This is a genomic window from Paenibacillus sp. DS2015 (genome assembly GCF_050433705.1).
Lineage (GTDB): Bacteria > Bacillota > Bacilli > Paenibacillales > Paenibacillaceae > Paenibacillus_AQ.
Genome location: NZ_JBNPWS010000013.1, coordinates 59,854 through 82,424, shown reverse-complemented (window position 1 = coordinate 82,424; position 22,571 = coordinate 59,854). Strand labels below are relative to the sequence as shown.

The window sequence follows — 22,571 nt, the reverse complement described above, 5'->3', positions numbered from 1 at the left end:
TTATATCAAAAACCTAACCTCATATCTTCCAAATAATAGATTCACATCACTATAAAAAAAGGGGTCTCAACAGCCTGAACAATGGCTTGAGACACCCCTATATCCATTCTTATACCTCGGTTAATATCTGGCTTTTGACCAACCAGTTACAGTAAACTCTCAATATCATTCTCCATATCAATGGTATCTGTCATCGCTTCAAAACGATGGATTACGTTACCCTTCCTATCTAATAAGAATTTAGTGAAATTCCATTTAATAGAATCGCCAATCAGGTACTCTGGAACCTTCTCATTAATTATTGAAGTTAATAGCTTTGATGACGGGTGAAAGGGATTAAATCCTTTAAACGGTTTTACCGCTGTCAAATAGTTAAATAACGGGTGAGCGTTCTCATCTCTCACATGCAACTTTTCAAACATAGGGAAAGTTACCCCATAATTCAGCTTACAAAAGGTTTTAATATCTTCATTATTACCAGGTTCTTGATCATCAAAATGGTTGGATGGGAATCCTAACACTACGAATCCTTTATCCTTGTAACGATCATACAATTTTTGCAAATCTTCATACTGGTAAGTAAATCCGCATTTACTGGCCGTATTTACAATCAAAACAACTTTCCCTTCAAACTCCTCTAGGGATTTAACCTGACCATTCATTCCTACAGCTTGAAAGTTAAAATCATAAATACTCATAATATTCCCCTCTTGTCCTTATGTAATATTGTCTATGTGCTATCCATTCTATTCTATTCTATTTAATAAAGAATAAAAAGAAGGTAATTTACAATAGGAAAATATGAAAGAACTTATGAAAAGGGTTTAGAAATTAGTGAGAAGATTTGACAGCCTCTGCTTCAATCTTCTTATTCTTCTCAATAAAGCGCTCATTATGAGAAGATACATACGCTACCTTCGTTGCTTCGGGATCCAGATATAATTTAGCGCTGTTCAAAGCCAGTGCGCCATCGACGAAGGTTCCTGCAATCAGCCGTACTTTGCTAGGATGACTTACAAAGTCACCTGCAGCAAATATCCCAGGAATGTTGGTCTCCATATTCTCGTTTACCACAAGTAAATCATCTTGAATATTTAGTCCCCAATTGAGTATCGGTCCATAATCACATCTCATGCCATGATTGATAATGACGTGGTCAACATCGAATTGGACGGTTTCCTCAGTCTCCATATGCGTGACCGTAACCTGATCAATAGATGTTCCATTCCCATGTAACTGCGTTAATGCATAGGGTGTACGTACGTCTACAGAGGACTCCTTCATCTTCAATACGTTAAATTCATGCCCCCCGAAGTGATCCCGACGATGTACAACGGTTACACTTGCAGCAATCGGTTCCAATTCATTCGCCCAGTCAACAGCTGAATTGCCTCCTCCTGATATTAGAACATGCTTCCCACGGAAACCTTCTAACTCTTGTACGGTGTAGTGTAGATTGGTTACTTCATAACGATCCGCACCTTCAATATCTAACTTTTGCATGGTTAGAATACCGTACCCCACGGTCAGAATAACCGTTCGAGTCAGATGTTTCTCTCCCGTCGCAGCAGTCAATAGGAAATTTCCATCGGCTAACTTAACAAGTTCGGTTATCTGTTGGTTTAAGCATACGGTTGGATCAAACGTTCTTGCCTGTTCATTCAGCTGTAAGATAAGCTTCTCTCCTCTAATAGGAGTAATCCCTCCAATATCCCAGATGATCTTCTCAGGATAGATCAGAATACGTCCTCCTAGCTCAGGCCCGTACTCAATCAATTTTGTTTTTAGATCACGCATTCCACTATAAAAGGAGGTGTACATTCCCGCGGGTCCTCCACCGATAATAGTAACATCAAACAGTTCTAATCCTTCAGTCATGATAATTCCTCCAGTATGATTTATAGATTCACAAGTGTATTTTCATGAACATTTACATTTCTCGTTATAGTGCGTGATCAAAAAGTCGACTTTTCAGCACTAAAGTGTATGCTTACGATGTTGCGTTTCTTTGAAACGCCTCAGAAGATTGGATGAAGCAAGGGAGTGAGGAGCGGAGCTACACGTTTTCGTAGAAAACGACTTCGGAAGCATGCGCTTGCAGTACCTATGGTGAGCACCTGAAATGTTTCCGGAGGAAACAACCTTCGAAAGCATACACTACGACCGGCTGAATTCAATCTTCGACGTCGATTAGGCCTCTTGATATGCTTCGTGATCAAAAGATGACTTTTTGAATTCCCCAGCCTGAATGTTCAGACTAATATCGTTCAATACATTATCTTTATTCTCATAACCGAAGGTCACATTCTTAAATTGAATATCACCTTGCAGATGATCAACTTGAACGGCATTTGGATGATCAGCCACATCTGGCTCAGTCTCAAGTACTTCGGTGTATCGTCTGAAGCCTGCAATCCCTTTAGGATAGGTCTCTATAACCTGATTAATCATTCGGATAGGATCTAAGAACACATTGGATAACAATACAAAAGCGATAAATTCTCCATGTGTCATCTGTCCCTCTATAACGAACCAAGTACCACAACCAAGAACAAATAAAGATACAGAACGCATAAGTATGTAACTTAGTGATGAATTCAAAGCCATAATACGGTAGGCAATCAATTTCGTCTGACGAAAACGTCCGTTATTAACAGCGAAGCGATTCATCTCATGAGTCTCGTTAGAAAAGGCTTGAACGACACGAATTCCACTTACATTGTTCTCAACACGAGCATTAAAATCCGCAATATCGGCGAACATACGGTTAAAAGCACGTGTCATTTTTTTACTGAAATAAATCCTCAGGACCATGATGAGCAATCTCACCAATGTCCATCAAATCATTCGTCATCCTGGATACAAGATGTCCTGTAAGGCTTATAGTATGGAAAAAACGACGTAGCACACAGCACTTCCGTTCTTACTATTTATATTCTAAAGTTTACAGAAGCTAGTAGAGCTAGTCTTTTGTCCGTGAGAGTAAATAGAGAAAGTACGGTGCCCCAATAACGGCAACGACAATCCCCGCCGGAATCTCAGACGGTCGTATAATCCACCGACCTAGGGTATCGGCTACTATTACAAGAAAACCCCCAATTAGAGCTGATGCTGGAAGTAGCGCCTGATGTTTAGGACCCACGAGTCTTCTCCCTAAATGTGGAGCGATCAGACCTACAAAGCCGATGCCCCCACTAACGGATACACATGAGCCAGCAAGACCTACTGCAGCGGCTAGTAGCAATAATCGTTCTTTTTCAACTCTCATTCCAAGTCCATAAGCCATTTGATCCCCTAGATTTAGGACATTAAGCACCCGCGCTTTAGACATGACATAAGGAATCAATACAACAATCCACGGTAGCACGGCAAGAACATATTTCCAAGTCGTTCCCCAGATACTACCTGCCATCCAAGTCGCCACAATCTGATATTGTTCTGGTCTTAAATTTAGAGTAAGTACAATGGTAACGGCACTAATCCCGGCTGCTACTGCAATCCCCGTTAGCAACAACCGTGATGGAGATATCCCTTCATGTCGTTTATAGGAAAGTGAGTATATTAACATGACCGTCAGCCCTGCACCAAGCAGAGCAAGAACAGGCAACAAAAAAGTCGGTGCAGCAGCCGTTGTTGGGTAAAAGGAAATAAATAGCATAACTACTAGCCCCGCCCCAGCATTAATCCCCAGAATACCAGGATCAGCCAGTGCATTACGTGAAATCCCTTGAAGAATACATCCCGAGATGGCAAGTCCAGCCCCGACAAGTACAGAAATGACAATCCGTGGAAGTCTGAATTCAAATAGAATCAGTTCTTGCTTTTCCGTTCCATATCCAAATAGCGTGCGTAACACTTCCAGCGGTGAAAGCCTGATAAAACCTGTATTCATACTAATCATAAATGCAATAATAATAAGTACACCAAATATCAAGATGACTGTCCTATCGCGAACTTTCTTCCGACGATCTGCAGACAATCCTTGCGATTCTATAGATGACATTTTATAATGCTCTCCTTTCTTTACGTGCAAGATAAAGGAAGAAAGGCACACCAATTAGCGCAATTAGGGCTCCAATAGGCGTCTCATACGGTGGATTAATAATTCGAGCTGTAAGATCAGCAAACATAACTAGTAGACTCCCTAACACAGCCGAACAAGGTATGATCCAACGATAATCAACACCTACAAGCATTCTCGTCAAGTGAGGAATAATGAGTCCGACAAAACCAACTACACCCACAACCGATACTGCCGATCCTGCTAATATTAGAACGATTATCGCTCCTAGAAATTTGACTAATTTGGTTCGTTGACCAAGTCCCGCTGCAATGTCATCCCCAAGGCTAAGTAGCGTAATGGAGGGAGATAGGATAATCGCACCTATAATCGCACCCCCAACCCAAGGAAACATAATTTTGAGCTGTAACCAAGTCGTTCCAGCTACTCCGCCAGCATACCAAAAGGCCAAATCTTGTCCAATACGGAAGTATAACTGAATCCCTTCACTCAATGCAGACAACAAAGCACTAACTGCTGCTCCTGCAAGAACGAGACGAATGGGACTCAAACCTGTCTTAGAAAATGAACCCACACCGTAAACAAGCCCCGCTCCTAGCGCTGCCCCGAGAAATGAAAACATAATTAAATATAAGAACGGTAATCCTGGCGCAAAAGCAAAACAGAGTGCAAGCGCAAATCCTGCTCCTGAGTTTAATCCAAGAAGCCCAGAATCCGCTAATGGATTTCTTGTCATCCCTTGCATAATTGCTCCTGCTACTGCAAAACAAGCCCCTACCATGGCTCCGCCAAGAACACGTGGAAAACGTAATTCCTGTATAATTTGATGCTGTGTTAATTCAGGATTAAAGTGGAAAATAGCATCCCACACGACTGACAATTTAATATCTGCTGCTCCTAATGAGATACACAGAGCTATCCCAAATATTAGCGCAACCATTCCACCCACTAATATTAACGATGCTGCCCATGGACGAGAACGATGTTTTACAGCTGACGTCTTCTCTACTTGTTCTCCTGCTTTTATAGAGTATTGCATTTCTGTCTCCTTCTCCGAATCAATTGATACTGATTATCATTTGCATATTTATATATATATTATATATAATATGAAGGTTTGGCAATGGATAAACATCAACTTTTTCTTGTACAAAATAGATAAATGACAAAAGAACCTTCTAAGCCATTCGCTTAAAGGGTTCTTTACTGTTAATTGAGCGATGGTGCAACATGACCATTCTCTCTACTGGATATGCTCAATAAGATGTTTTTGTCATTATTCGAATCAAGATGTATAATGTTGCTTATCTGATTTAAGGAGCGATACACATGGAATACTCAGCAGAGCAAGTGGCTGAATGGATGCTAAACGAAGTAAAGTCTACAGGGAAATTAATTCAGACTGACGCCGTTTCTTATATCATAACTAACTTCGGTGAAGCCTTTATTTATGTTAATGAGAATGGAAACCAGTCTATCTCCAAAGATGCCAAGAAGGCATTCAAAAAGTTACACGGAGGTAAAGCCGCTTGGGACCGGGAAGGTTTCTTCTGGTATTGGACTTAACATGACTCTCATGAACTACAATTTCAAAGTCGATCAGTGTGGTTGTCTACTCTACTGATCGGCTTTATTGATTATCTCGACCTCATTTCTTCGCTCGTCCACACTGCTACATTCTAATCCTTGTAAGGATCAAACTCATCTGCCCCTGCCATACATACACCAATAGGCTTTAATCTGTGTAATACATCGATAGTCTCTGCATGTGCATCGAGTACATCCTGTAACTTCCGATAGACAAATGGACTCTCGTCTGTCCCTGCTCCCCGAAGCTCGACACCGAAATCACGAATGGCGTCCAGCATTTGTATGGGGGAAATTTCCCCACCGCTCCTTAGACGAGTCTTCCAGTTCATTTTGCCTGCGGCTCTCGTACGACTCATTACTCTACCTGCTCCATGTACGGTGCTGTAGAAGGCATCCCGATTCTCATCTGTATCTTTACCTCTCACGATAACAGACATATCCCCCATACTCCCTCCAATAAACCCTAATTGCCCAGGTCTTGAAGGGGTGGCGCCTTTTCGAACAACAATGTTCTCTTTCCCATGATGTGTCTCTTTCCATGCATAGTTATGATGATTGTGTACTTCGAAGTCAGCTTCTGTCTCTAGAATATCAAGTACTTGATCCATGACTGCATCGCGTCCAGCATAGGCGTACCTACCTGCTAACATCATCGCCCGATAGTACATATCCCCAAGTTCACTATCGATATTTAATAATAGTGGAGACTGATCCATCTTCTCTCCGGGAGCCTTGGCCATAAATGTTCTATCGGCTATCAAGTTCATAAACCCACTTGCAGTCCGATGACCAAAACCACGACTTCCAAAATGGTTCGCAATCCACAGACGACCTGTCTCTGGCTCCTCGAATAAATCCACATAATGATTGCCACTCCCCACCGTTCCTAGCTGGTTCCGAGCTAATGTCTTCATTGTATCATGCTCCTGCTTACCCACATCTGCATAGACTGACCAATTGGGATCATCGAACAGATCGTGATCAACCTTCACTTCACTTACGCGTCCAACTCCAAAGGATATTTTATGAGCAATCTGATCCATTATGGCAGAGATACGTGGCTTCACATCTTTAGCCAATAACTTCGTTCTGACCGCTTTATTCCCACAAGCAATATCGTAACCGACCCCAGAGGGGGAAATTTGCCCATCGTACACTACCACACCACCGATAGGTTGGCTATAGCCCAAATGATGATCTGCCATCAAGAGTGTCTGCACAACATTTCCGGTAACAGAGCAGGTTTTGGCTTGAGATAAAGCTCCTTCATCCAGCTTCCCCCACACACGAATACCCTCTATATTTTGATATGACATTTACTTCAACTCCTTTCGCTTTACATCCAAACCTCTTGTAGTGCAGACCGGAATAAGGTGTCCAATTCCTCTCTATGTTCGCTTTTTGCGGTAAGTATTCTAGGTGCCAATGTTTCAAAGTAAGCTATTCGTTCTTCCAGAAATTCATTGATCACTTCAATTCTAGCTTCATAATCCATTTCCTCTCCGGCCTTTTTACGCACAAGAAGATTCTCAATCGCTGCACTTAGTTCACTACCCTTGGGAATACATTCATCAACCAACCGATCAAATTCCATGGGTGGCATGGTATGGTTATGCTCGATCCATTGACAACCTAGAATCGGACGCAGCACGTAAAAGTATTTCTTGATTTTGACCTTTTCGCCTTGAAGATATTCTCTATAATTCCCTTTGGCCATATGTAGATAATGTTGCATGCTGGTTCGTTCGGAATAAATGAAATAACACATCTCGCGAATTTGCTCTGCGATCGAGGTCGTTTCCAAGTACACAATCGGTGACTGTAACCACTCCAGCAAGGGCGGGTTCGACTTCTTAAGCAAGTAAAGTGCCTTCTTAAGATCCCAACCGTTAATATCCAACATGTTGCTAATGGGCCGTTCAATAACATCCCTTGATTCAAAAATAGATAAGTATTCTTCTACAGGACGCACATATATGAACCGAACATCATAGTCGCTATCCTTGGATGGGAACCCCCATGCCCGACTTCCAGACTCACAAGCATATATGATCTTAACGGATTCTTCCTCTTCAATCTTTCTTAGTTGTTCCATAATCTGTGGCTTCATATCCGGCATACTCATTTCCTCCATTTCACTTCGTCGCGTCTATAAGTCTTAATGTCTCATGTCTTCTGGACCTATCATCGCTTATTCAAGCTTAAACGAACATGGCGAAAGTATGGCAATCCATGAGAAACTTTGGTAATCTCTACGATAGTCCTGTTACAATGAGATATATTATTCATCCAACTGCGTATCATTGGAGGTTCACATGGCTAAAGAAAGCTTTGATAAAGAGATTCAATTTCTACGTATGCTCGTCCTGACGAGCGGGGCTTATAATCGCCAACAATTTGCGAATCGTCTAGGTATCTCTATCCATACTATTGATAAGACGATTCGTAAGCTAAAAGAAATCATTCATAGTATGTCTCAACAACTCCCCCATGAACAGAGCCCAGAACTAGCGGAATCCATTCGATTGGATTATTACGATTCTGCCGACCCTATGCTCTTATTTCTATTTCGTGCAAAGTCACTAAAAGAATCGGAGAGCCAAAGAATCTCCTTACTATTAGCTACACTACATCATCATCATTCATTAACGGCTATGGAACTTCTGGACGTATGTTGCGGAAGCTTAGCTGCCGATTCTACTCAACCCGACGAGAAGACGATACGTAAAGATCTCAAATATTTAGAAGAAGTCGGGGTGATTGTAAGAGAATCTGGCTTACGTCCCTATAAATTTCGAATTCAGAATGATCTGATAAAGGCACTGTCACAAGATGAACTGATCGATCTGTTCGATTATGTCGATGTGATGGCCAATACACAAGTTCCCTCCGTACAAGGCTATTTGCTTCGTGATAGCTTGAAGAAGACCCTGACCCAACTCTATCCAGATAGGCAGGTTGTAGAACCCTTTTTATATAAATACCACTATTATTCACGTATTCTGGATGAGGCTCATCTATTTACACTATTGGATGCAATTCGAAATCATCGTAAAATAAGATTTCTATATTTTTCACCCAAATCCGAGAAGAGCTATGCTTCCAAGAATACCAATCCAACTTTTGAACGTGAAAACAAAGGTCGAGAGGAGTTCACACTTCCGCTGAAAGTGGTGTATGACCATCAATATGGCAGGTGGTATTTGCTCTCTCACCACTCACGCCAGGGAATTCGAAAGTATCGATTAGAGGGGATGACCCAGATCGTAGAGGATATCCAAATCTCAGAACCATTATTTGATACTGTGTCCAAGAATTTAGAAGATAGGATTAAGCATAGCTGGTTGATTGATACAGGACGTCCGATTACAGTTCGTGTTCGCTTCTTCAACCCTGGATTATCACAGCCCAATTTCATTAAGGAACGAGTACTGTTACAAGGACAGTGGGGGGAAATCACTAAAGAAGATGAGGACACTTTCATTTATGAAATTGTTGTAAATGGCTCCACCGAGATCAGACCTTGGCTCCGCAGCTTCGGGTCTAGTTGTGAAATACTAGAGCCCCCTTCGCTAAGACACGACATGATTGCCGAATGGAAGGAGCTTCAATCGTATTATGAATCTATTTGAGAAAATATTTAATTATCAAATCATCTCCCGTCTAGATGACTCCGGTACCTTCATGGTCACCTCACAGGAGAGAGGCTGGCTTAAGACCATGCTTGAGCATCCCGCAGCAACGGAAGCTTTTCTTGAAGACACATTACTAAAGTTGAGAGAAGTGCTCGCACAAGATCCCACCATAGAGTTCAAAGAACATCTAATAGAAAAGGGACGCAGTCTAGAAAAGCAGGTCTATCATCCCCTTCTACGTACTTGCCGCCGATTCATTCTGAATAAGAGTAGTCTGGTCATCACCTATCGTTTGAAGGGAGGACGCACATCTACAGATCAGCACGGGGTTCCATATAAATTAGAATATTCCATGGTCAAAAAAGAATGGTACCTGCTGTGGTACCACCTTAGACATCGTTCTCTGATGAATACGAGACTGAGCAAAATCATATCGATGATAGAAGTAACTACCTCACCTGAGGTTATCGCTCAAGCTGTCATGAACATCCATCAAATCTTGGATAACCTCAGAGATCAAGTCGTCATTGAGGTAGTCAAAGATTACAATGAGGAGTTATCTCGTATCTTGTATGCCTTCTCCTGCTTCGAGAAAGAAGTCATCTATGATGAAACAGAACAGATATACAGACTACGCTTAAACTTTATTAGAGATGAGGGGGAATATGTACTATCCAAAATTCGTTTCCTAGGTAAAAGAGTGCGTATCATTGAAGGGGATCATTTACAAAGGCGCATGTTAGAAACCTCAAGAAAAGCACTTGAAAGGTATGGAATCACTTCACCCTAGTTCATATTCTAGGTATGATGAACGTCTTTACCAGTCTTTAGATGTTTAACGATGTTTAACAAAAAGCGACGAATGTTCTCCTGTAACTCTTCAGGAAAACTTCCGTCGCTATACTTATACCCTAGTTCGAACAATCCTTCGTACTTACGCTTAACCTATTTTTATTAAAAAGCAGGTATTGCGATATCCCCGTAATTATCCTCAAGGAACTTCTTCACTTCTGGACTTGCCATACGCTTTGCAAGCTTCTGAATAGGTTCAGAGTCTGCATTATCCTTACGCGCCACTAGATTAATGACAAAATCAGAATCATCACCTTCAGTAATTAATGCATCTTTCTTAGGTGTTAAGTTAAGAGGCTTAGCGTACGCTGGAGTCATAGCCACTAGATCCACATCATCTAGTGTACGAGCCAGCATCAACAAATCGACTTCTTTGAATTTAAACTTTTTCACATTCTCGGTAATATCAGCTTGTGTAGCTTGAATACCAACGCCTTCTTTTAACTTAATCAATCCGTTCTTCTCGAACATCACAAGTGAACGTCCGATATTCGATGGATCATTAGCAATAGCGATTGTGGCACCTTCAGGCATATCTTCCATGTTCTTATACGTTTTGGAATAAGCACCATACACAGCATTATAAATAGGTTGAACTGTAACCATTTCGGATTGATTAGCTTCATTATATTGCTTCATATAAGGTTCATGTTGAAAAAAGTTGGCATCCACTTCTTTATTAACCAAAGCGTTATTAGGCTGTACATTATCGGACAGTACCACGATCTCAAGGTTAACTCCATCCTCCTTCAATAGAGGTTTCACTAGGTCCAATATCTCCGTCATCGGAGGAATCAATGTAGCGATTTTCAAAGTAACTTCTTCATCAGCTTTCGGAGCATTTGCACTATTGTCAGCTTGTTTCTCATTATTTCCACAACCCGCTGCAACCAACATAAATACAACGACTAGCAACATCATTATTTTTCTATTCATCTTTATATTCCCCCATAATGTTTGTTATTCAGGCAATTTCCAAATCAGTTTATCTCTTATCGAGCCTCCTCGAAATATAGCTACCTGTAAATTGAATGAGCTGCACCAATATAATCATAATAATGATTGTAAATACCATAATCTTCGTTTCAAACCGTTGATACCCATAGCGAATGGCGAAATCGCCAATTCCACCCCCACCCACGATCCCCATCACGGTTGAGTATGAGATGAAACTAATAATTGAAGTCGTTAAACCTAGCGTGAGTCCCGAGCGAGCCTCGACATACATAAATTTGACGATAATCTGGAAGGTAGATGCTCCCATCGATGAAGCCGATTCGATCACACCTCTTGGAACCTCTAGCAGGGACTGCTCCACTAACCTTGAATAATAGGCAATCGCCATAATGGATAACGGCACCGAAGCCGCAAGTGTGCCTAGTGCTGTTCCAACGACAATACGTGTAAATGGGATCAAAAAAACGACCAATAACAGAAATGGGAATGACCTCACAATATTGACGATCATATTCAAAACCCCATAGAGCCACCGATTCTCGTATAACTGACCCTTCCCCAACAAATATAGATATGTACCTACCGGAAGTCCTATTAATATCGCTGCGATAATGGATATCCCCACCATAGCGAAAGTCTCCCCAATAGCCTTCCATATTTCAGACTCATACTGCATGATATATTCAATCATGTGGTTGATCCACCACGCTAGTCTCAACTAAACTGCCTAGCTCCATAACGGATACGTTGTGACACATGTTGCGGACGACCTCCATTTCATGTGTTACGATAACGATCGTGAGCCCGAAATTCTGATTGAGCCGTTTCAGCACACCCAAAATACCATTTGTCGTATTAGGGTCCAAAGAGGATGTAGGTTCATCACATAACAACACTTTAGGACGATTCGCAAGCGCTCTGGCAATCGCCACTCGCTGCTTCTCTCCTCCACTTAGTTGTGAAGGATATTGCTTCGACTTATGCTCTAGCCCCACAAATTCTAAGAACTCATCTACACGTTCCACACGTTCACGCCTCGGTATTCCTGCTAATTCAAGCGGTATGGAAACATTTCCACTAACCGTCCTATTGCTCACCAGATTAAATCCTTGGAATATCATGCCGATGTTCCTACGAGCTTCGCGCAGCTCCTTCTCACTCATCTGAGTCAGATCCTGATTCCCCACGATCACACTACCACTGTCGGGCTTCTCCAATAAATTAATCAGCCGTAACAGAGTCGATTTACCCGCACCACTTGTGCCAATAATTCCATGAATCTCACCTTCTTGCACTTGAAGAGATACAGCATTAACAGCTTGGAAATGGTTAGTCGAACTCACAAAAGTTTTACTTACCTGATGCAACGAAATCAAGGGAGTGTTCCTCCTATCTACTACTGTTCTTAAAGAGGTTGTTCAAAAAGTCGAATTTTTGAACACGCGCTTAAAGGTTGGCAGAATAAAAATAATCATACCACAGGTTTAAGGATAATTGTGATACAGAATCCGTATTGATTCCTAAATGTCGCTTTACATATGGGAATTTTGTGTTATATTCTTTACATCAACGAATTGAATACAGCCTGTTTTTTCACTAGGGGAGTCTAACGACTGAGATGAAGCATTAAGCTTCGGACCCTTGGAACCTGATCTGGATTATACCAGCGGAGGGAAGTGGAACGAAATTTTCAAATCATGCATATATTATGGCTTGACTGAACTTTTTGGCCCACTCATTTCCTTCTGGAAATGGCTGGGCCTTTATTTGTTTACAAGAAGAACTGACTTCTATGTCCTTAAAGGGACGGTAACCGTTTCAAGGGAAATTATAGCTATTCGGCTATCATATCCTATATAACCAACTAAAATTCAGGAGGTTGTTAAGCATGTCATTTCTAAACAAAGTTCGTCAGGAGAATCCACTTATACATAATATTACGAATATGGTCGTTACCAATTTCACAGCCAATGGGCTGCTCGCTTTGGGTGCTTCTCCCTTTATGGCTCAAGCGCATGAAGAAGTGGCAGATGTAGCTAAATTAGCAAGTGCAGTGGTTGTTAATATGGGTACCCTCGATGAAAATGTGGTGAAATCAATTCTTATTGCTGGAAAATCCGCGAATGAGAATCATGTTCCTGTCGTATTTGACCCGGTTGGAGCAGGTGCCACGGCTTATCGGACAACAATTGCTCAGAGAATCACTCAGGAAATTGAGCTTGCCGTGCTCAGGGGCAATGTTGCAGAAGTAGCAAACGTCGTAGGTGAGGAATGGTCCATCAGAGGTGTAGATGCAGGTGTTGGCGAAGGCAATGTTGTTCTTCTAGCACAAAAGGCTGCTCAAAAGCTAGGATGTATTGTTGTCATTACGGGAAAGGAAGATGTGATTACGAATGGACGCAGGACTTACACCACCCGTAATGGTCATCCTCTGCTAACTAAAGTTACAGGGGCTGGATGCTTGCTCAGCTCTATTATCGGAGCATTCTTAGCTGTAAGCGAAGTTAGCGAACAAGCATGGTTGGAATCCGTTACCGAGGCGCTTGCTTTCTATGGCGTTGCCGCTGAAATAGCTGCTGAGATGACAGCACATCAAGGGCCTGGAAGCTTTCAGATTGAATTATTGAACCAACTGGCATGCGTATCACCAGAAACTTTACAAGAAAGAGCCCAAATCCACCAAGTCTAAGAAGTTACAGGAACGATTCACCACTAAGACTCAGAAGATTGGAGGAGACCTAGAGATGAGTATATATAAAGCGTTAACGATTGCAGGGTCAGATAGTGGCGGTGGAGCAGGGATTCAAGCCGATCTCAAAACTTTTCAGGAATTAGGTGTATATGGGTTGACAGCCATTACCGCAATAACAGCACAGAACACCTTAGGAGTCCAAGGAGTCTTCCCCACGACTACCGAAGCGATGGTTATGCAACTGGACTCCATTGGGGAAGATTTAGAACCTGATGCATTAAAGACAGGGATGTTATTCAGTGGAGAGATTATCCGGATTGTCGCAGCTAAGATCGAGCAATATCATTGGCGCAACTTAGTCGTCGATCCCGTGATGGTGGCCAAGGGCGGATCTACACTTCTGCAACGAGAAGCGATTAAATCCGTCATCCAAGTCCTACTCCCACTTGCTCTGGTCACCACGCCCAACATTCCAGAAGCAGAAATCCTTACCGAGATGTCCATTATAAGCTTAAGTGACCGAGAAGAGGCTGCGAAACGAATCCATCAGATGGGTTCTCGTTATGTCGTCATGAAAGGCGGACATGATGCTTCTACCGATCAAGTCGTAGACCTTGTGTATGATGGGCATCGTTACATCTATATGGAGAATCAACGGATTGAGACAAGACATACTCATGGTACAGGTTGTACTTATTCAGCAGCGATTACAGCTGAGTTGGCTACAGGAAAATCCGTACTTGAAGCTATTCAAACAGCGAAACAATTCATCCAAGCGGCGATTGAGGACCCATTAGGAATCGGTGCTGGTCATGGTCCAACGAACCATTTTGCTTATCAACGGAGAAGGAGAGGCGAAGATCATGTCTAACATGAATAGCGAAACTGTTCGTCCATTGCTGAAAGTCTATTTCATTATGGGTAGTGTCAATTGTACGGAAGATCCGATCGAGGTATTATCGGAGGCAATTGCTGGCGGTATGACATTATTCCAGTTTCGCGAAAAAGGCGCAGGTGCCTTGATCGGCGAAGCCAAGCTTACACTCGCTAGAGAACTTCAACAACTGTGCCAAGAACATCACATCCCTTTCATCGTCAATGACGATATCGACCTCGCGATCGCCCTTGACGCAGATGGTGTTCATGTGGGTCAAGACGATGAACCCGCAAGCTCCATCCGTGAGCGAATTGGTTATCACAAAATAATCGGTGTCTCAGCCCATACCTTGGAGGAAGCGCAACAAGCGATTCAAGATGGGGCACATTATCTGGGGGTCGGCCCGATCTTTCCAACACGTTCCAAAGATGATGCTGGAGAAGTGCTGGGCACAACCTTAATCCGCGAATTACGCCAACAGGGAATTTCAATCCCGCTTGTAGGGATTGGTGGCATCTCGATAGACAACGCGGCTTCCATCATTGCTGCTGGTGCAGACGGCGTATCTGTTATTTCAGCTATAGCAGGTGCGAAATCTATTAAAGAAGCCACTGCGCATTTTGTTCGCAATACTACTCAACTCTGAATTCATAAACACATAAGAAGAAACGGCTGCGCCGTCCTTTCAAGGGACGGCATCCGTTTCTCGTAAAAATATAAGGATCATTTATTATGTACAACATATAAATTCTTATATTTCAAATAAGACAGCAAGTCATCAGTGGAATTGTCATTCTACCGATGGCTTGCTGTCTTAAGAATCAGTACTTGAGCCTACCTTAATCAATCAAATGAACGATCATTCTCTTCATCCGCTATGCTCTGAATATCTTCAGATGTAATGTTCAAATACACATATCCATCTTGATTATGCTTCTTTAAGGCCTTATCTTTCATGAATTTAGGGCTGCCCTCACCCGCATCCTCATCGTAGATCAGTAAGATGCCATCTGTTTTCCGGAATAACAAGTCATCGCGTGCAATGAATTGCCATGTTCCTTGATACGTCTGCTTACTGACAATACCATAGTAATCTACACCCAGTAGAATTTCGTTGTAATAGTCTTTCTTATCTTCTTTCCATTTCTCCTCTGGATTTAGATAGGCCGACATAATAGACAATTTCAAGCTAGGGTATTGTTCCTTCAGAGCAATAACGGCTTCACAGGCCCATAGATCCACACCATACTGGCCAGGTGTAATCACCCATTCCAATCCATCCTCGATGAGGGGAATCAGTTTGCCTGTGATCGCTTTTTTGATATATTCAATGCCTGCGTGTTTTTGATTGTAAATATTGAGTTCATGTGCACGATACCCTGTAACGAGAAGATTCTTCGTTTCCTAACACCCTTTCGTTTATGCGATACTCATGTGTTGTAATTCATCAAGTGTTTGAAGCACATGACCGATCAGTTCTGGAATATCATCCATCTGATCCTCATTAATTTTGCGATTAAATCTCAGCTCTATCGTATTGGTGTGTATCGCATTCTCTTCTCCGTACACATAACTTAATGATTGTAGAGGCTTCAACTCAGGCTTCCAAATATTCTGGAGGATATCTTCAATCTGTCTGCACTGTGTTGAAACGTTGGCAATCGGCATATAAAAGAAGATCTGTAACACACATCCTGGAACTACATCGGGTAACTCCAATATTTCATTCGCCAGATCTTTAACGGAGGATTCCAGCCGAATCTCAGCAACAACATCCTCATCATCCACCCGTGAGAACTGGAGCGCAAACAACCTAGACATTATAGACAGCTCCATACGATCAATTCGATTCGTAATCATAATCTGCTTATCTATGTTATCCAAATCGTACACATGGTTCTCGAAGGCCACTTTTAAATTCTCAAAAACAGTAGGATCAAACATGCTCTTCTCCTTACCTACTCACTGTAATCTTTCCACCTTAGATGTTTAACGGATACTCCGTACTAGAACAAATCTGTCTCATAACGAAGACCTATCTGTTTTCTTGCGTCCTCCATCACCTCTGCCACGATAAGTGAATTGGCTAGCGAATTGATTGAGCTTTCCCGCTGATTACTTTGTAACAAGCCAATGAATTCCTGAACTTCATAGAACATAGATTCATGTACCTGTGGACGAGTCAGATCTTCAATCGTACCATCTCTGTAATGGATTTTGACATCATAAGGCTGATTGATCTTATCAATAACCATTGTCCCATTCTCACCTTGAATTTCTGTCGGCAAATAAGAATCAGTAATCTTGGAATGCATGACAATCGCATCCATATCTTGATAACGCATGACCATACTGCCTTCGCCATCCACGCCAGAAGATAACATGACACCCACAGCATGCACCGAATCTGGCTTACCGAATAGTGACACCATTGGATATAGACAATAAATTCCCAAATCCATTAATGAGCCATTGGAATAGATAGGATTAAAAGCATTAAGAACTTTTCCCTGTAAAAAAGCATCATATCGTGAGGAATACTGACAATAGCTTGCAAAATAGCGCCGCACCCGACCTAGTTTATACAAATTGTCCTTCATAATTCTAAAGTTAGGCATAAGTGTAGATTTCAATGCTTCCATTAGAACAACATTATTACTTTGTGCAGCATCGATCATCGCTTGTAATTCAGTCGAATTCGAAGCCATAGGTTTCTCACAGAGAACATGCTTTCCATGATTCATACATAGTATCGCTTGCTCAGCATGAAAAGAGTTAGGCGTTGCAATGTATACTGCATCGAATTCATCACTCGATACCATTTGTTCCAAATCCGTATAAACTCTAGGATCGTTATAATTAGCGGCAAATACTCTGCCCTTCTCTTCTGTACGTGAATAGACCGCAGTCAGGACAAATTGTTCTGTCTCTACCGCCGCTTGAATGAAGCGCTCCGTAATCCAGTTCGTTCCAATCACACCAAATCGTATCATCGTTCACTCAATTCCTTTCTTCATTAAATTCTCTATAGGTATTCTCTCACTCTCCATTCTACATGTCCACTTTCTTATAACCTACGAACGGCAACTCTTCTTCCTGCCTCCCATACAACTGAATACTGATGACTAGACCTATACTAACCATATTAATCAATAATGAACTTCCTCCAAAACTGATGAAAGGCAAGGTAATTCCTGTTAAGGGCATTAACCCTATGAACATGCCGATATTCTCAAAGATTTGATATAAGAACATCGAGATAATTCCAACAATGAGGATAGGACCTTCTCGCCTTTTACACTCTAATGCCGTAATAATTAATCGATAAATTAGAATAAAATAGAGCAGTACAAGTACCGATACTCCGATGAACCCGAATTCTTCGGCCACAACTACAATAATAGAATCGGAATATGTGTAAGGTACAAATCCAGATTGGACATAAGCTCCTTGCATATACCCATCTCCTAGCATTCCCCCAGAAGCAATCGCTATAAGGGCATTTTGGGTATGGTAGGAAGCATCACTACTGGCTAGGTCAGGAAGTAACCAAGGGTCTATTCTATCCAACCAGTGTTGTTTATTTGTACTCTCCAAATAGGTTGTGATCTGCTCATGAAATGTAATATAACTTTTGATGCCTATATATAGTGAGGCCGCTATCACAAGTAACAATAGGATAGTGTGTGTGTATTTCAAATTACCTATCCACAGAATCCCGAACAAAATAACGATATAACTAAGCGCATTCCCTATGTCATTCTGAGCCATAACAATCCCAAAAGGTATAAGAGCAAAAAGAGAAAGCGGCACGATATCCCGCCAAAAGGTAAGTGCTATTTTACTTTTCTGTCCAATTACGGCACTGAGAGAAATGATCAAGACCAACTTAAAGAGTTCAGCCGGTTGAATATTAAGATCCACCCTGGGGATCTTAATCCATCCCTTAGCTCCATTTAATGTACCTCCTATAAATATAACAATAACTAGTAAGAACACACCTACAGCGAGAATAAACCAATGGTATTTGAGGAGAAGTCGATAATCTACAAGAAACATCCCAAAGAAACATATAAAGCCTAAAAGATAATAAAACACCATTCGCTTTCCATAACCTTGGAATTTGGGCCAGGCGGCGACGCCACTATGAATGAGTGCTACACTAATGCCCATAAATATCAGCAATATGACTACAATAATCCAATCGACATTTCTCAACTTGCTTAGCATTAATAGCGTCCTCCAGATTACAATCCTTGAAATTTAAAAACAGACCCCGAAGAAACATGGAGTCATCTGCTAGCTATGCGGACCCACAAAAAGAATATCATTCTGCGCAATATCGTGTACCCTTGCCATTATATTTTTATATTCATGGATAGATTCTTCTGATGCCGTATGTCTAAACTTCTCGAACAAAGCTATACATTTAAGGAGTACTGACTTATTGTTCATTTCAAGTGAAATTTCCAAACTCGCTATAATATACTTATATGCTATATCATAACTTGTTTTCTTGAAATTGTAATAGGATACTTCATAAAAAAAGTTCACATACCGATGCATGCTTAGCTGACGGTTATAATTCCCTATCGTAAAATCTCGATGAAAATACGTGGAGATGCGATCCTTAAACTGACTAAGAATAGGATCAATGTCCAAATCATATTGGTTAGCAGCCTTCATAATGATTTCTAGACCTGGCAGAATCTCATATTCTTTATCTTCAATATAAGAAACATATTCAGGAAGAATATCCACTTTTCCTGACTTCAGATCAAATACATAAGCGTTTGCCCTTGACCATTCACTAAACTGGATAACACATGCCTTTCCCTCATGACCTAATCCTCGAAACCAACTCAAGTCAGCATAACGATTATTATATGCCTTAGCCCGTTCATAATCTCTGAAATTGTCACATACTTCTGCTTTCATCAAATAGGCATTTCCGTAATAAGCAACTAAAGGATATTTAGTCTTTCTATTTATTTCGTCGTATCTATTAGACTCACATTCATATTTGTATAGAGTCTTCACTAATCTTTCTAGTTGATCGGCAATCTCATCTAAACGTTCCCATTCGTGAAGCCCCGTATATATATTACCCAAATCCCGGAGCGCATCTAGCTGCTCATACTCAGGTAAGCGATCAATAAAAGGGTCAAACTGAGTAGCCGCCTTAAAATTAGCTACCATATCCTGACCTACTTTTTCATTAAATAACCGATACTGGCAAATGGCCAATCTCTCCGAATGCTGATACTTCTCTCCTTCAGCTACACACTTATAGAGCAATGCCGCAGCCTTCGTTCTCCCTTGTTTATGAATCATCTCAGCTGTACTGAATATACCTGGCATATAGGATAGATCCTCGGCAAGCCGCTGAACGACATTGGTCATACATTCATACTTCTCATACTCCGCACATCGAAGTAGAAATGGACGTAGACGCCGCCAATGTGGTGCTTTAGTAATAAAACACTCATCTACGTATAAATCATATAAGGCTCCCACTGGAAGTTGCATACCTATCGTAATCAGATCAAGCTGGCTTATAGCAATAGGTTTAGGGGGGTTGCCATTGAGAATCGCACTCAACGTGCCTCTGTTCATTCCAGCTGCTAGTGAGAACGACAGCATATTCATATTTTCTTTTCTTATGTATTCCTCTAATATTGAACGTATTGTGGTGTCTTTCAATTTACACCCCTTACTGAAATATTCATATTTATATTCATCTAGTTATTGGGATTATATGTGTAATTATTTTATCGGTCAAATAACTAAATGATTGTAGAAATATATTAAATGATTCTTCCTCACCCTGAATGGGAATGGGGGTTACACAGCCTGCCTCATCACTATGACATACGCCTCTCCACCAAAATCAGACGTTTTACCTTCCCACAAGTCTACGCAATGATTGAAAGACTCTCATATATTGTTATCATCTCACAAGAAGGAGTGATAATAATAATGGCAAACAGAGATCTTAGACTCGCCCTTTTCGCAGGCACTAACTTTAACGGAAGACGTATTGTCTTTAGACGTGGCGGTGTCGCCGTTCGGGATTTAGGTGCATTTCGTTTCGACGATCTCCTCTCTAGCTTCAGAGTCAGAAATGTTGTGAACCGCTCTGAGGTCACACTTGTTTTGTTCTCCCGTATTAATTTCCGAGGAGATTTCCGCGTATTTCGGGGTAACACCAATGTAGCGAATCTAAGAAACCAAGGCTTTGACAATGTAACTTCTTCATTTATTCTAGTAGGCCGCAATCTAACGAATCAACAAATTAGAGAAATACAGAACACGGGGAATCCTCCTAATGACATACTAGTCATTAGACAATAATTAGAACTACCTTAGACCAACAAGCTCAGGTAATTTACACGCGGATCTGGATTTAACCCTAATACCTCTCTGAAACCACTTGGAGAGGTGTTTTTTATATATTTTCCCATTATAGCAAAAAGAGGGCGTCAGGTTGACACCCCCAGTTTTAATACAACACCGTACACCTACACAAGCGATGATCCCTTATTGATCTCTGGCTGAGGCCGTACAACCTTGCCCTTCAAGCTTACAATTAACCATACACACTGGATCACTAACACAACAATGATGAGAACATCATAGGCTAGAAATGTGCTTTCATTGCCTAGGAACTGGATTAGATTATGTATAAAGTGAAACAGAATGAGTGGGATAATATTATGGTTTTTTACTATTAGTAAGGCTAATACAGCACCCATAACCAGTGCATAAATAATTTGCAGAATCGTTTGAGAAGTGCTCTGACCTGACAATACATTTAGAACATGAGTAATGGAGAAAAGAATACTTGATGTGACCACTGCCGTTGTAACACTTTTAGCTAACAATGTTCTTAAGATTAAACCTCGGTAGACTGTCTCCTCAACAAAACCAACTAACAATGTGAAGAAGATAAAGAATAATACTTCAGAAGCCGTAACTCCCCTAAAACCCTCAAGACTAATGACGACTAGAATCACGACAAGCGGCAAATAATACAGCCAGTTTTTCTTAGGAATGTTACGCAAAGATTGAAATCCCATCTGATTCCATTTACGCTTCCAAGTTAAATATACAATTAGCACAAGCGCAATGGGGATGAATGATATCAGCACCGGTGCCGTGTACTCTAGCTCCTTAATCGTAGCGTAAGCTCCAGCAGCAAAGACTGCCAGCAACAGTAAAACCTCAATAATTACAACGGTTAGAATAGGGCGCCTCTTTGAAAATGATTTATTATTTGTTGAAGTTGTCATGGTTTAATTCCTTCCTCTCTTTGATATCCTTAATCCATTGCTTTTCCATATTGGAATGGTTCAATCCATACGCTAAGACAGACACACGATAGTAGTAATTCTCAGGATGTTCAACTTCTGTAAGTTCTCCAGCAACGATCTGCTGAACGGCTTGAAGATGGTGCATTTCATGATTTAATTTAACTTGATACTCCGCTAGGCGTTGCTGACGCGTATCTTCATCTAAATAGTCATAGAAGAATATTTTACTCAAATGATCATTACGAGATAGTTCTAACGGTCTGGATAACCAGATCAGGAAGGACTCTTTACCCTCCGGTACCAGTGAGTACAACTTCTTATTCTTGCTATCCTCGATTTCTTCTACGGATACAAGGGCTTTGTCCGTTAGCCTCTTTAATGCTGGATAGATACTACCAAAGCTTGCTTTATAAAAGAAACCTACAGAACTATCGATCGTCTTCTTCAGATCATACCCGCTCATCTTTCCTTCCATCAACAACCCCAGAATGATGTATTCTAACATTCAATCCCCCCTCATTTATAGCTACTCGATATATCGTTTCGATATATTTATCATAATCTATTTCAGAATTCAGTCAAGTGTTTTTTTATCAAGTAGATACGAATGCTACATACCCCAAGGGAAAGTAAC

General features: G+C 41.2%; 22 protein-coding genes, 2 pseudogenes and 1 riboswitch. Of the genes and pseudogenes, 7 read left to right on the top strand and 17 right to left on the bottom strand.

Annotation, left to right across the window (positions count from 1 at the left end; genetic code table 11):
• Positions 1-146 precede the first annotated feature (146 nt).
• From J2T13_RS13240 to J2T13_RS13220, 5 genes and pseudogenes are all read right to left on the bottom strand, one after another.
• A complete protein-coding gene (locus J2T13_RS13240; RefSeq protein ID WP_429371943.1) occupies positions 147-698 on the bottom strand; it encodes a glutathione peroxidase in 552 nt (183 codons plus the stop codon).
• A 133-nt stretch (positions 699-831) separates the two neighbouring features.
• Entirely contained in the window at positions 832-1,878 is a 1,047-nt protein-coding gene (locus tag J2T13_RS13235; RefSeq protein WP_429371941.1) for an NAD(P)/FAD-dependent oxidoreductase, read from the bottom strand.
• A 357-nt stretch (positions 1,879-2,235) separates the two neighbouring features.
• Positions 2,236-2,899, bottom strand: a pseudogene (locus tag J2T13_RS13230) (ABC transporter transmembrane domain-containing protein); the annotation flags it as partial.
• 63 nt (positions 2,900-2,962) lie between these two features.
• Positions 2,963-4,003: a FecCD family ABC transporter permease gene (locus tag J2T13_RS13225; protein WP_429371939.1), complete on the bottom strand. Its 1,041-nt coding sequence runs from the start codon at positions 4,001-4,003 to the stop codon at positions 2,963-2,965.
• Between the two features lies 1 nt (position 4,004).
• The gene (locus J2T13_RS13220) at positions 4,005-5,060 is read right to left on the bottom strand and encodes a FecCD family ABC transporter permease (RefSeq protein ID WP_429371937.1); all 1,056 of its coding nucleotides are present in this window, start codon (positions 5,058-5,060) and stop codon (positions 4,005-4,007) included.
• A 290-nt stretch (positions 5,061-5,350) separates the two neighbouring features.
• On the opposite strand from J2T13_RS13220, the gene J2T13_RS13215 reads away from it, so the two are divergent.
• Entirely contained in the window at positions 5,351-5,587 is a 237-nt protein-coding gene (locus J2T13_RS13215) for a DUF6953 family protein (RefSeq protein WP_429371935.1), read from the top strand.
• Positions 5,588-5,700: 113 nt separating this feature from the next.
• Here the strand turns inward: J2T13_RS13215 and J2T13_RS13210 are convergent, their stop codons facing one another.
• Positions 5,701-6,927 carry an RtcB family protein gene (locus tag J2T13_RS13210; protein WP_429371933.1) on the bottom strand — a complete coding sequence of 409 codons (1,227 nt, stop codon included), beginning with the start codon at positions 6,925-6,927 and terminating at the stop codon, positions 5,701-5,703.
• 20 nt (positions 6,928-6,947) lie between these two features.
• Positions 6,948-7,730, bottom strand: a complete 783-nt coding sequence (locus tag J2T13_RS13205; RefSeq protein WP_429371931.1) for a nucleotidyltransferase domain-containing protein — start codon at positions 7,728-7,730, stop codon at positions 6,948-6,950.
• Positions 7,731-7,926: 196 nt separating this feature from the next.
• Here J2T13_RS13205 and J2T13_RS13200 point away from each other — a divergent pair, with 196 nt between their 5' ends.
• A complete protein-coding gene (locus tag J2T13_RS13200; protein WP_429371929.1) occupies positions 7,927-9,243 on the top strand; it encodes a helix-turn-helix transcriptional regulator in 1,317 nt (438 codons plus the stop codon).
• Complete coding sequence (locus J2T13_RS13195) at positions 9,230-10,036, top strand: WYL domain-containing protein (protein WP_429371927.1); 807 nt, start codon at positions 9,230-9,232, stop codon at positions 10,034-10,036. Before J2T13_RS13200 ends, J2T13_RS13195 begins: the two co-directional genes overlap by 14 nt.
• Before the next feature lie 164 nt (positions 10,037-10,200).
• On the opposite strand, the gene J2T13_RS13190 is transcribed toward J2T13_RS13195, so the two are convergent.
• From J2T13_RS13190 to J2T13_RS13180, 3 genes are read right to left on the bottom strand one after another with little or no spacing between them, the layout of a single operon-like run.
• Positions 10,201-11,034: a MetQ/NlpA family ABC transporter substrate-binding protein gene (locus tag J2T13_RS13190; RefSeq protein WP_429371925.1), complete on the bottom strand. Its 834-nt coding sequence runs from the start codon at positions 11,032-11,034 to the stop codon at positions 10,201-10,203.
• Positions 11,035-11,083: 49 nt separating this feature from the next.
• Complete coding sequence (locus tag J2T13_RS13185; RefSeq protein WP_429371923.1) at positions 11,084-11,746, bottom strand: methionine ABC transporter permease; 663 nt, start codon at positions 11,744-11,746, stop codon at positions 11,084-11,086.
• Positions 11,739-12,431: a methionine ABC transporter ATP-binding protein gene (locus J2T13_RS13180; RefSeq protein WP_429371921.1), complete on the bottom strand. Its 693-nt coding sequence runs from the start codon at positions 12,429-12,431 to the stop codon at positions 11,739-11,741. Before J2T13_RS13180 ends, J2T13_RS13185 begins: the two co-directional genes overlap by 8 nt.
• Positions 12,432-12,643: 212 nt before the next feature.
• Positions 12,644-12,747, top strand: a riboswitch (TPP riboswitch).
• 196 nt (positions 12,748-12,943) lie between these two features.
• On the opposite strand from J2T13_RS13180, the gene thiM reads away from it, so the two are divergent.
• The 3 genes from thiM to thiE are packed head-to-tail and all read left to right on the top strand — an operon-like array spanning position 12,944 to position 15,270.
• Positions 12,944-13,744, top strand: coding sequence for a hydroxyethylthiazole kinase (gene thiM, locus J2T13_RS13175; protein WP_429371919.1), 801 nt, complete (start codon positions 12,944-12,946; stop codon positions 13,742-13,744).
• Between the two features lie 55 nt (positions 13,745-13,799).
• Entirely contained in the window at positions 13,800-14,618 is an 819-nt protein-coding gene (gene thiD, locus J2T13_RS13170; protein WP_429371917.1) for a bifunctional hydroxymethylpyrimidine kinase/phosphomethylpyrimidine kinase, read from the top strand.
• A complete protein-coding gene (gene thiE / locus J2T13_RS13165; RefSeq protein WP_429371915.1) occupies positions 14,611-15,270 on the top strand; it encodes a thiamine phosphate synthase in 660 nt (219 codons plus the stop codon). Before thiD ends, thiE begins: the two co-directional genes overlap by 8 nt.
• A gap of 197 nt (positions 15,271-15,467) precedes the next feature.
• On the opposite strand, the pseudogene J2T13_RS13160 reads toward thiE, so the two are convergent.
• The 5 genes and pseudogenes from J2T13_RS13160 to J2T13_RS13140 all read right to left on the bottom strand — a co-directional run.
• Positions 15,468-16,022 (bottom strand): annotated as a pseudogene (locus J2T13_RS13160) (DUF1273 domain-containing protein); the annotation flags it as partial.
• A 21-nt stretch (positions 16,023-16,043) separates the two neighbouring features.
• Positions 16,044-16,568 (bottom strand): hypothetical protein, encoded by a 525-nt coding sequence (locus J2T13_RS13155; RefSeq protein WP_429371913.1) that lies wholly within the window; start codon positions 16,566-16,568, stop codon positions 16,044-16,046.
• Between the two features lie 62 nt (positions 16,569-16,630).
• Entirely contained in the window at positions 16,631-17,617 is a 987-nt protein-coding gene (locus tag J2T13_RS13150) for a Gfo/Idh/MocA family protein (protein ID WP_429371911.1), read from the bottom strand.
• Positions 17,618-17,675: 58 nt separating this feature from the next.
• Complete coding sequence (locus tag J2T13_RS13145) at positions 17,676-18,854, bottom strand: FtsW/RodA/SpoVE family cell cycle protein (RefSeq protein ID WP_429371909.1); 1,179 nt, start codon at positions 18,852-18,854, stop codon at positions 17,676-17,678.
• Positions 18,855-18,923: 69 nt separating this feature from the next.
• Positions 18,924-20,327 (bottom strand): transcriptional regulator, encoded by a 1,404-nt coding sequence (locus tag J2T13_RS13140; protein ID WP_429371907.1) that lies wholly within the window; start codon positions 20,325-20,327, stop codon positions 18,924-18,926.
• A 276-nt stretch (positions 20,328-20,603) separates the two neighbouring features.
• On the opposite strand from J2T13_RS13140, the gene J2T13_RS13135 reads away from it, so the two are divergent.
• Entirely contained in the window at positions 20,604-20,978 is a 375-nt protein-coding gene (locus tag J2T13_RS13135; RefSeq protein WP_429371905.1) for a hypothetical protein, read from the top strand.
• Positions 20,979-21,145: 167 nt separating this feature from the next.
• On the opposite strand, the gene J2T13_RS13130 is transcribed toward J2T13_RS13135, so the two are convergent.
• On the bottom strand, positions 21,146-21,916 hold the full coding sequence (locus J2T13_RS13130) for a CPBP family intramembrane glutamic endopeptidase (protein ID WP_429371903.1): 771 nt from the start codon (positions 21,914-21,916) through the stop codon (positions 21,146-21,148).
• Positions 21,897-22,442, bottom strand: a complete 546-nt coding sequence (locus J2T13_RS13125) for a PadR family transcriptional regulator (protein WP_429371901.1) — start codon at positions 22,440-22,442, stop codon at positions 21,897-21,899. The genes J2T13_RS13130 and J2T13_RS13125 overlap by 20 nt, the downstream gene beginning before the upstream one ends.
• Positions 22,443-22,571: the final 129 nt, after the last annotated feature.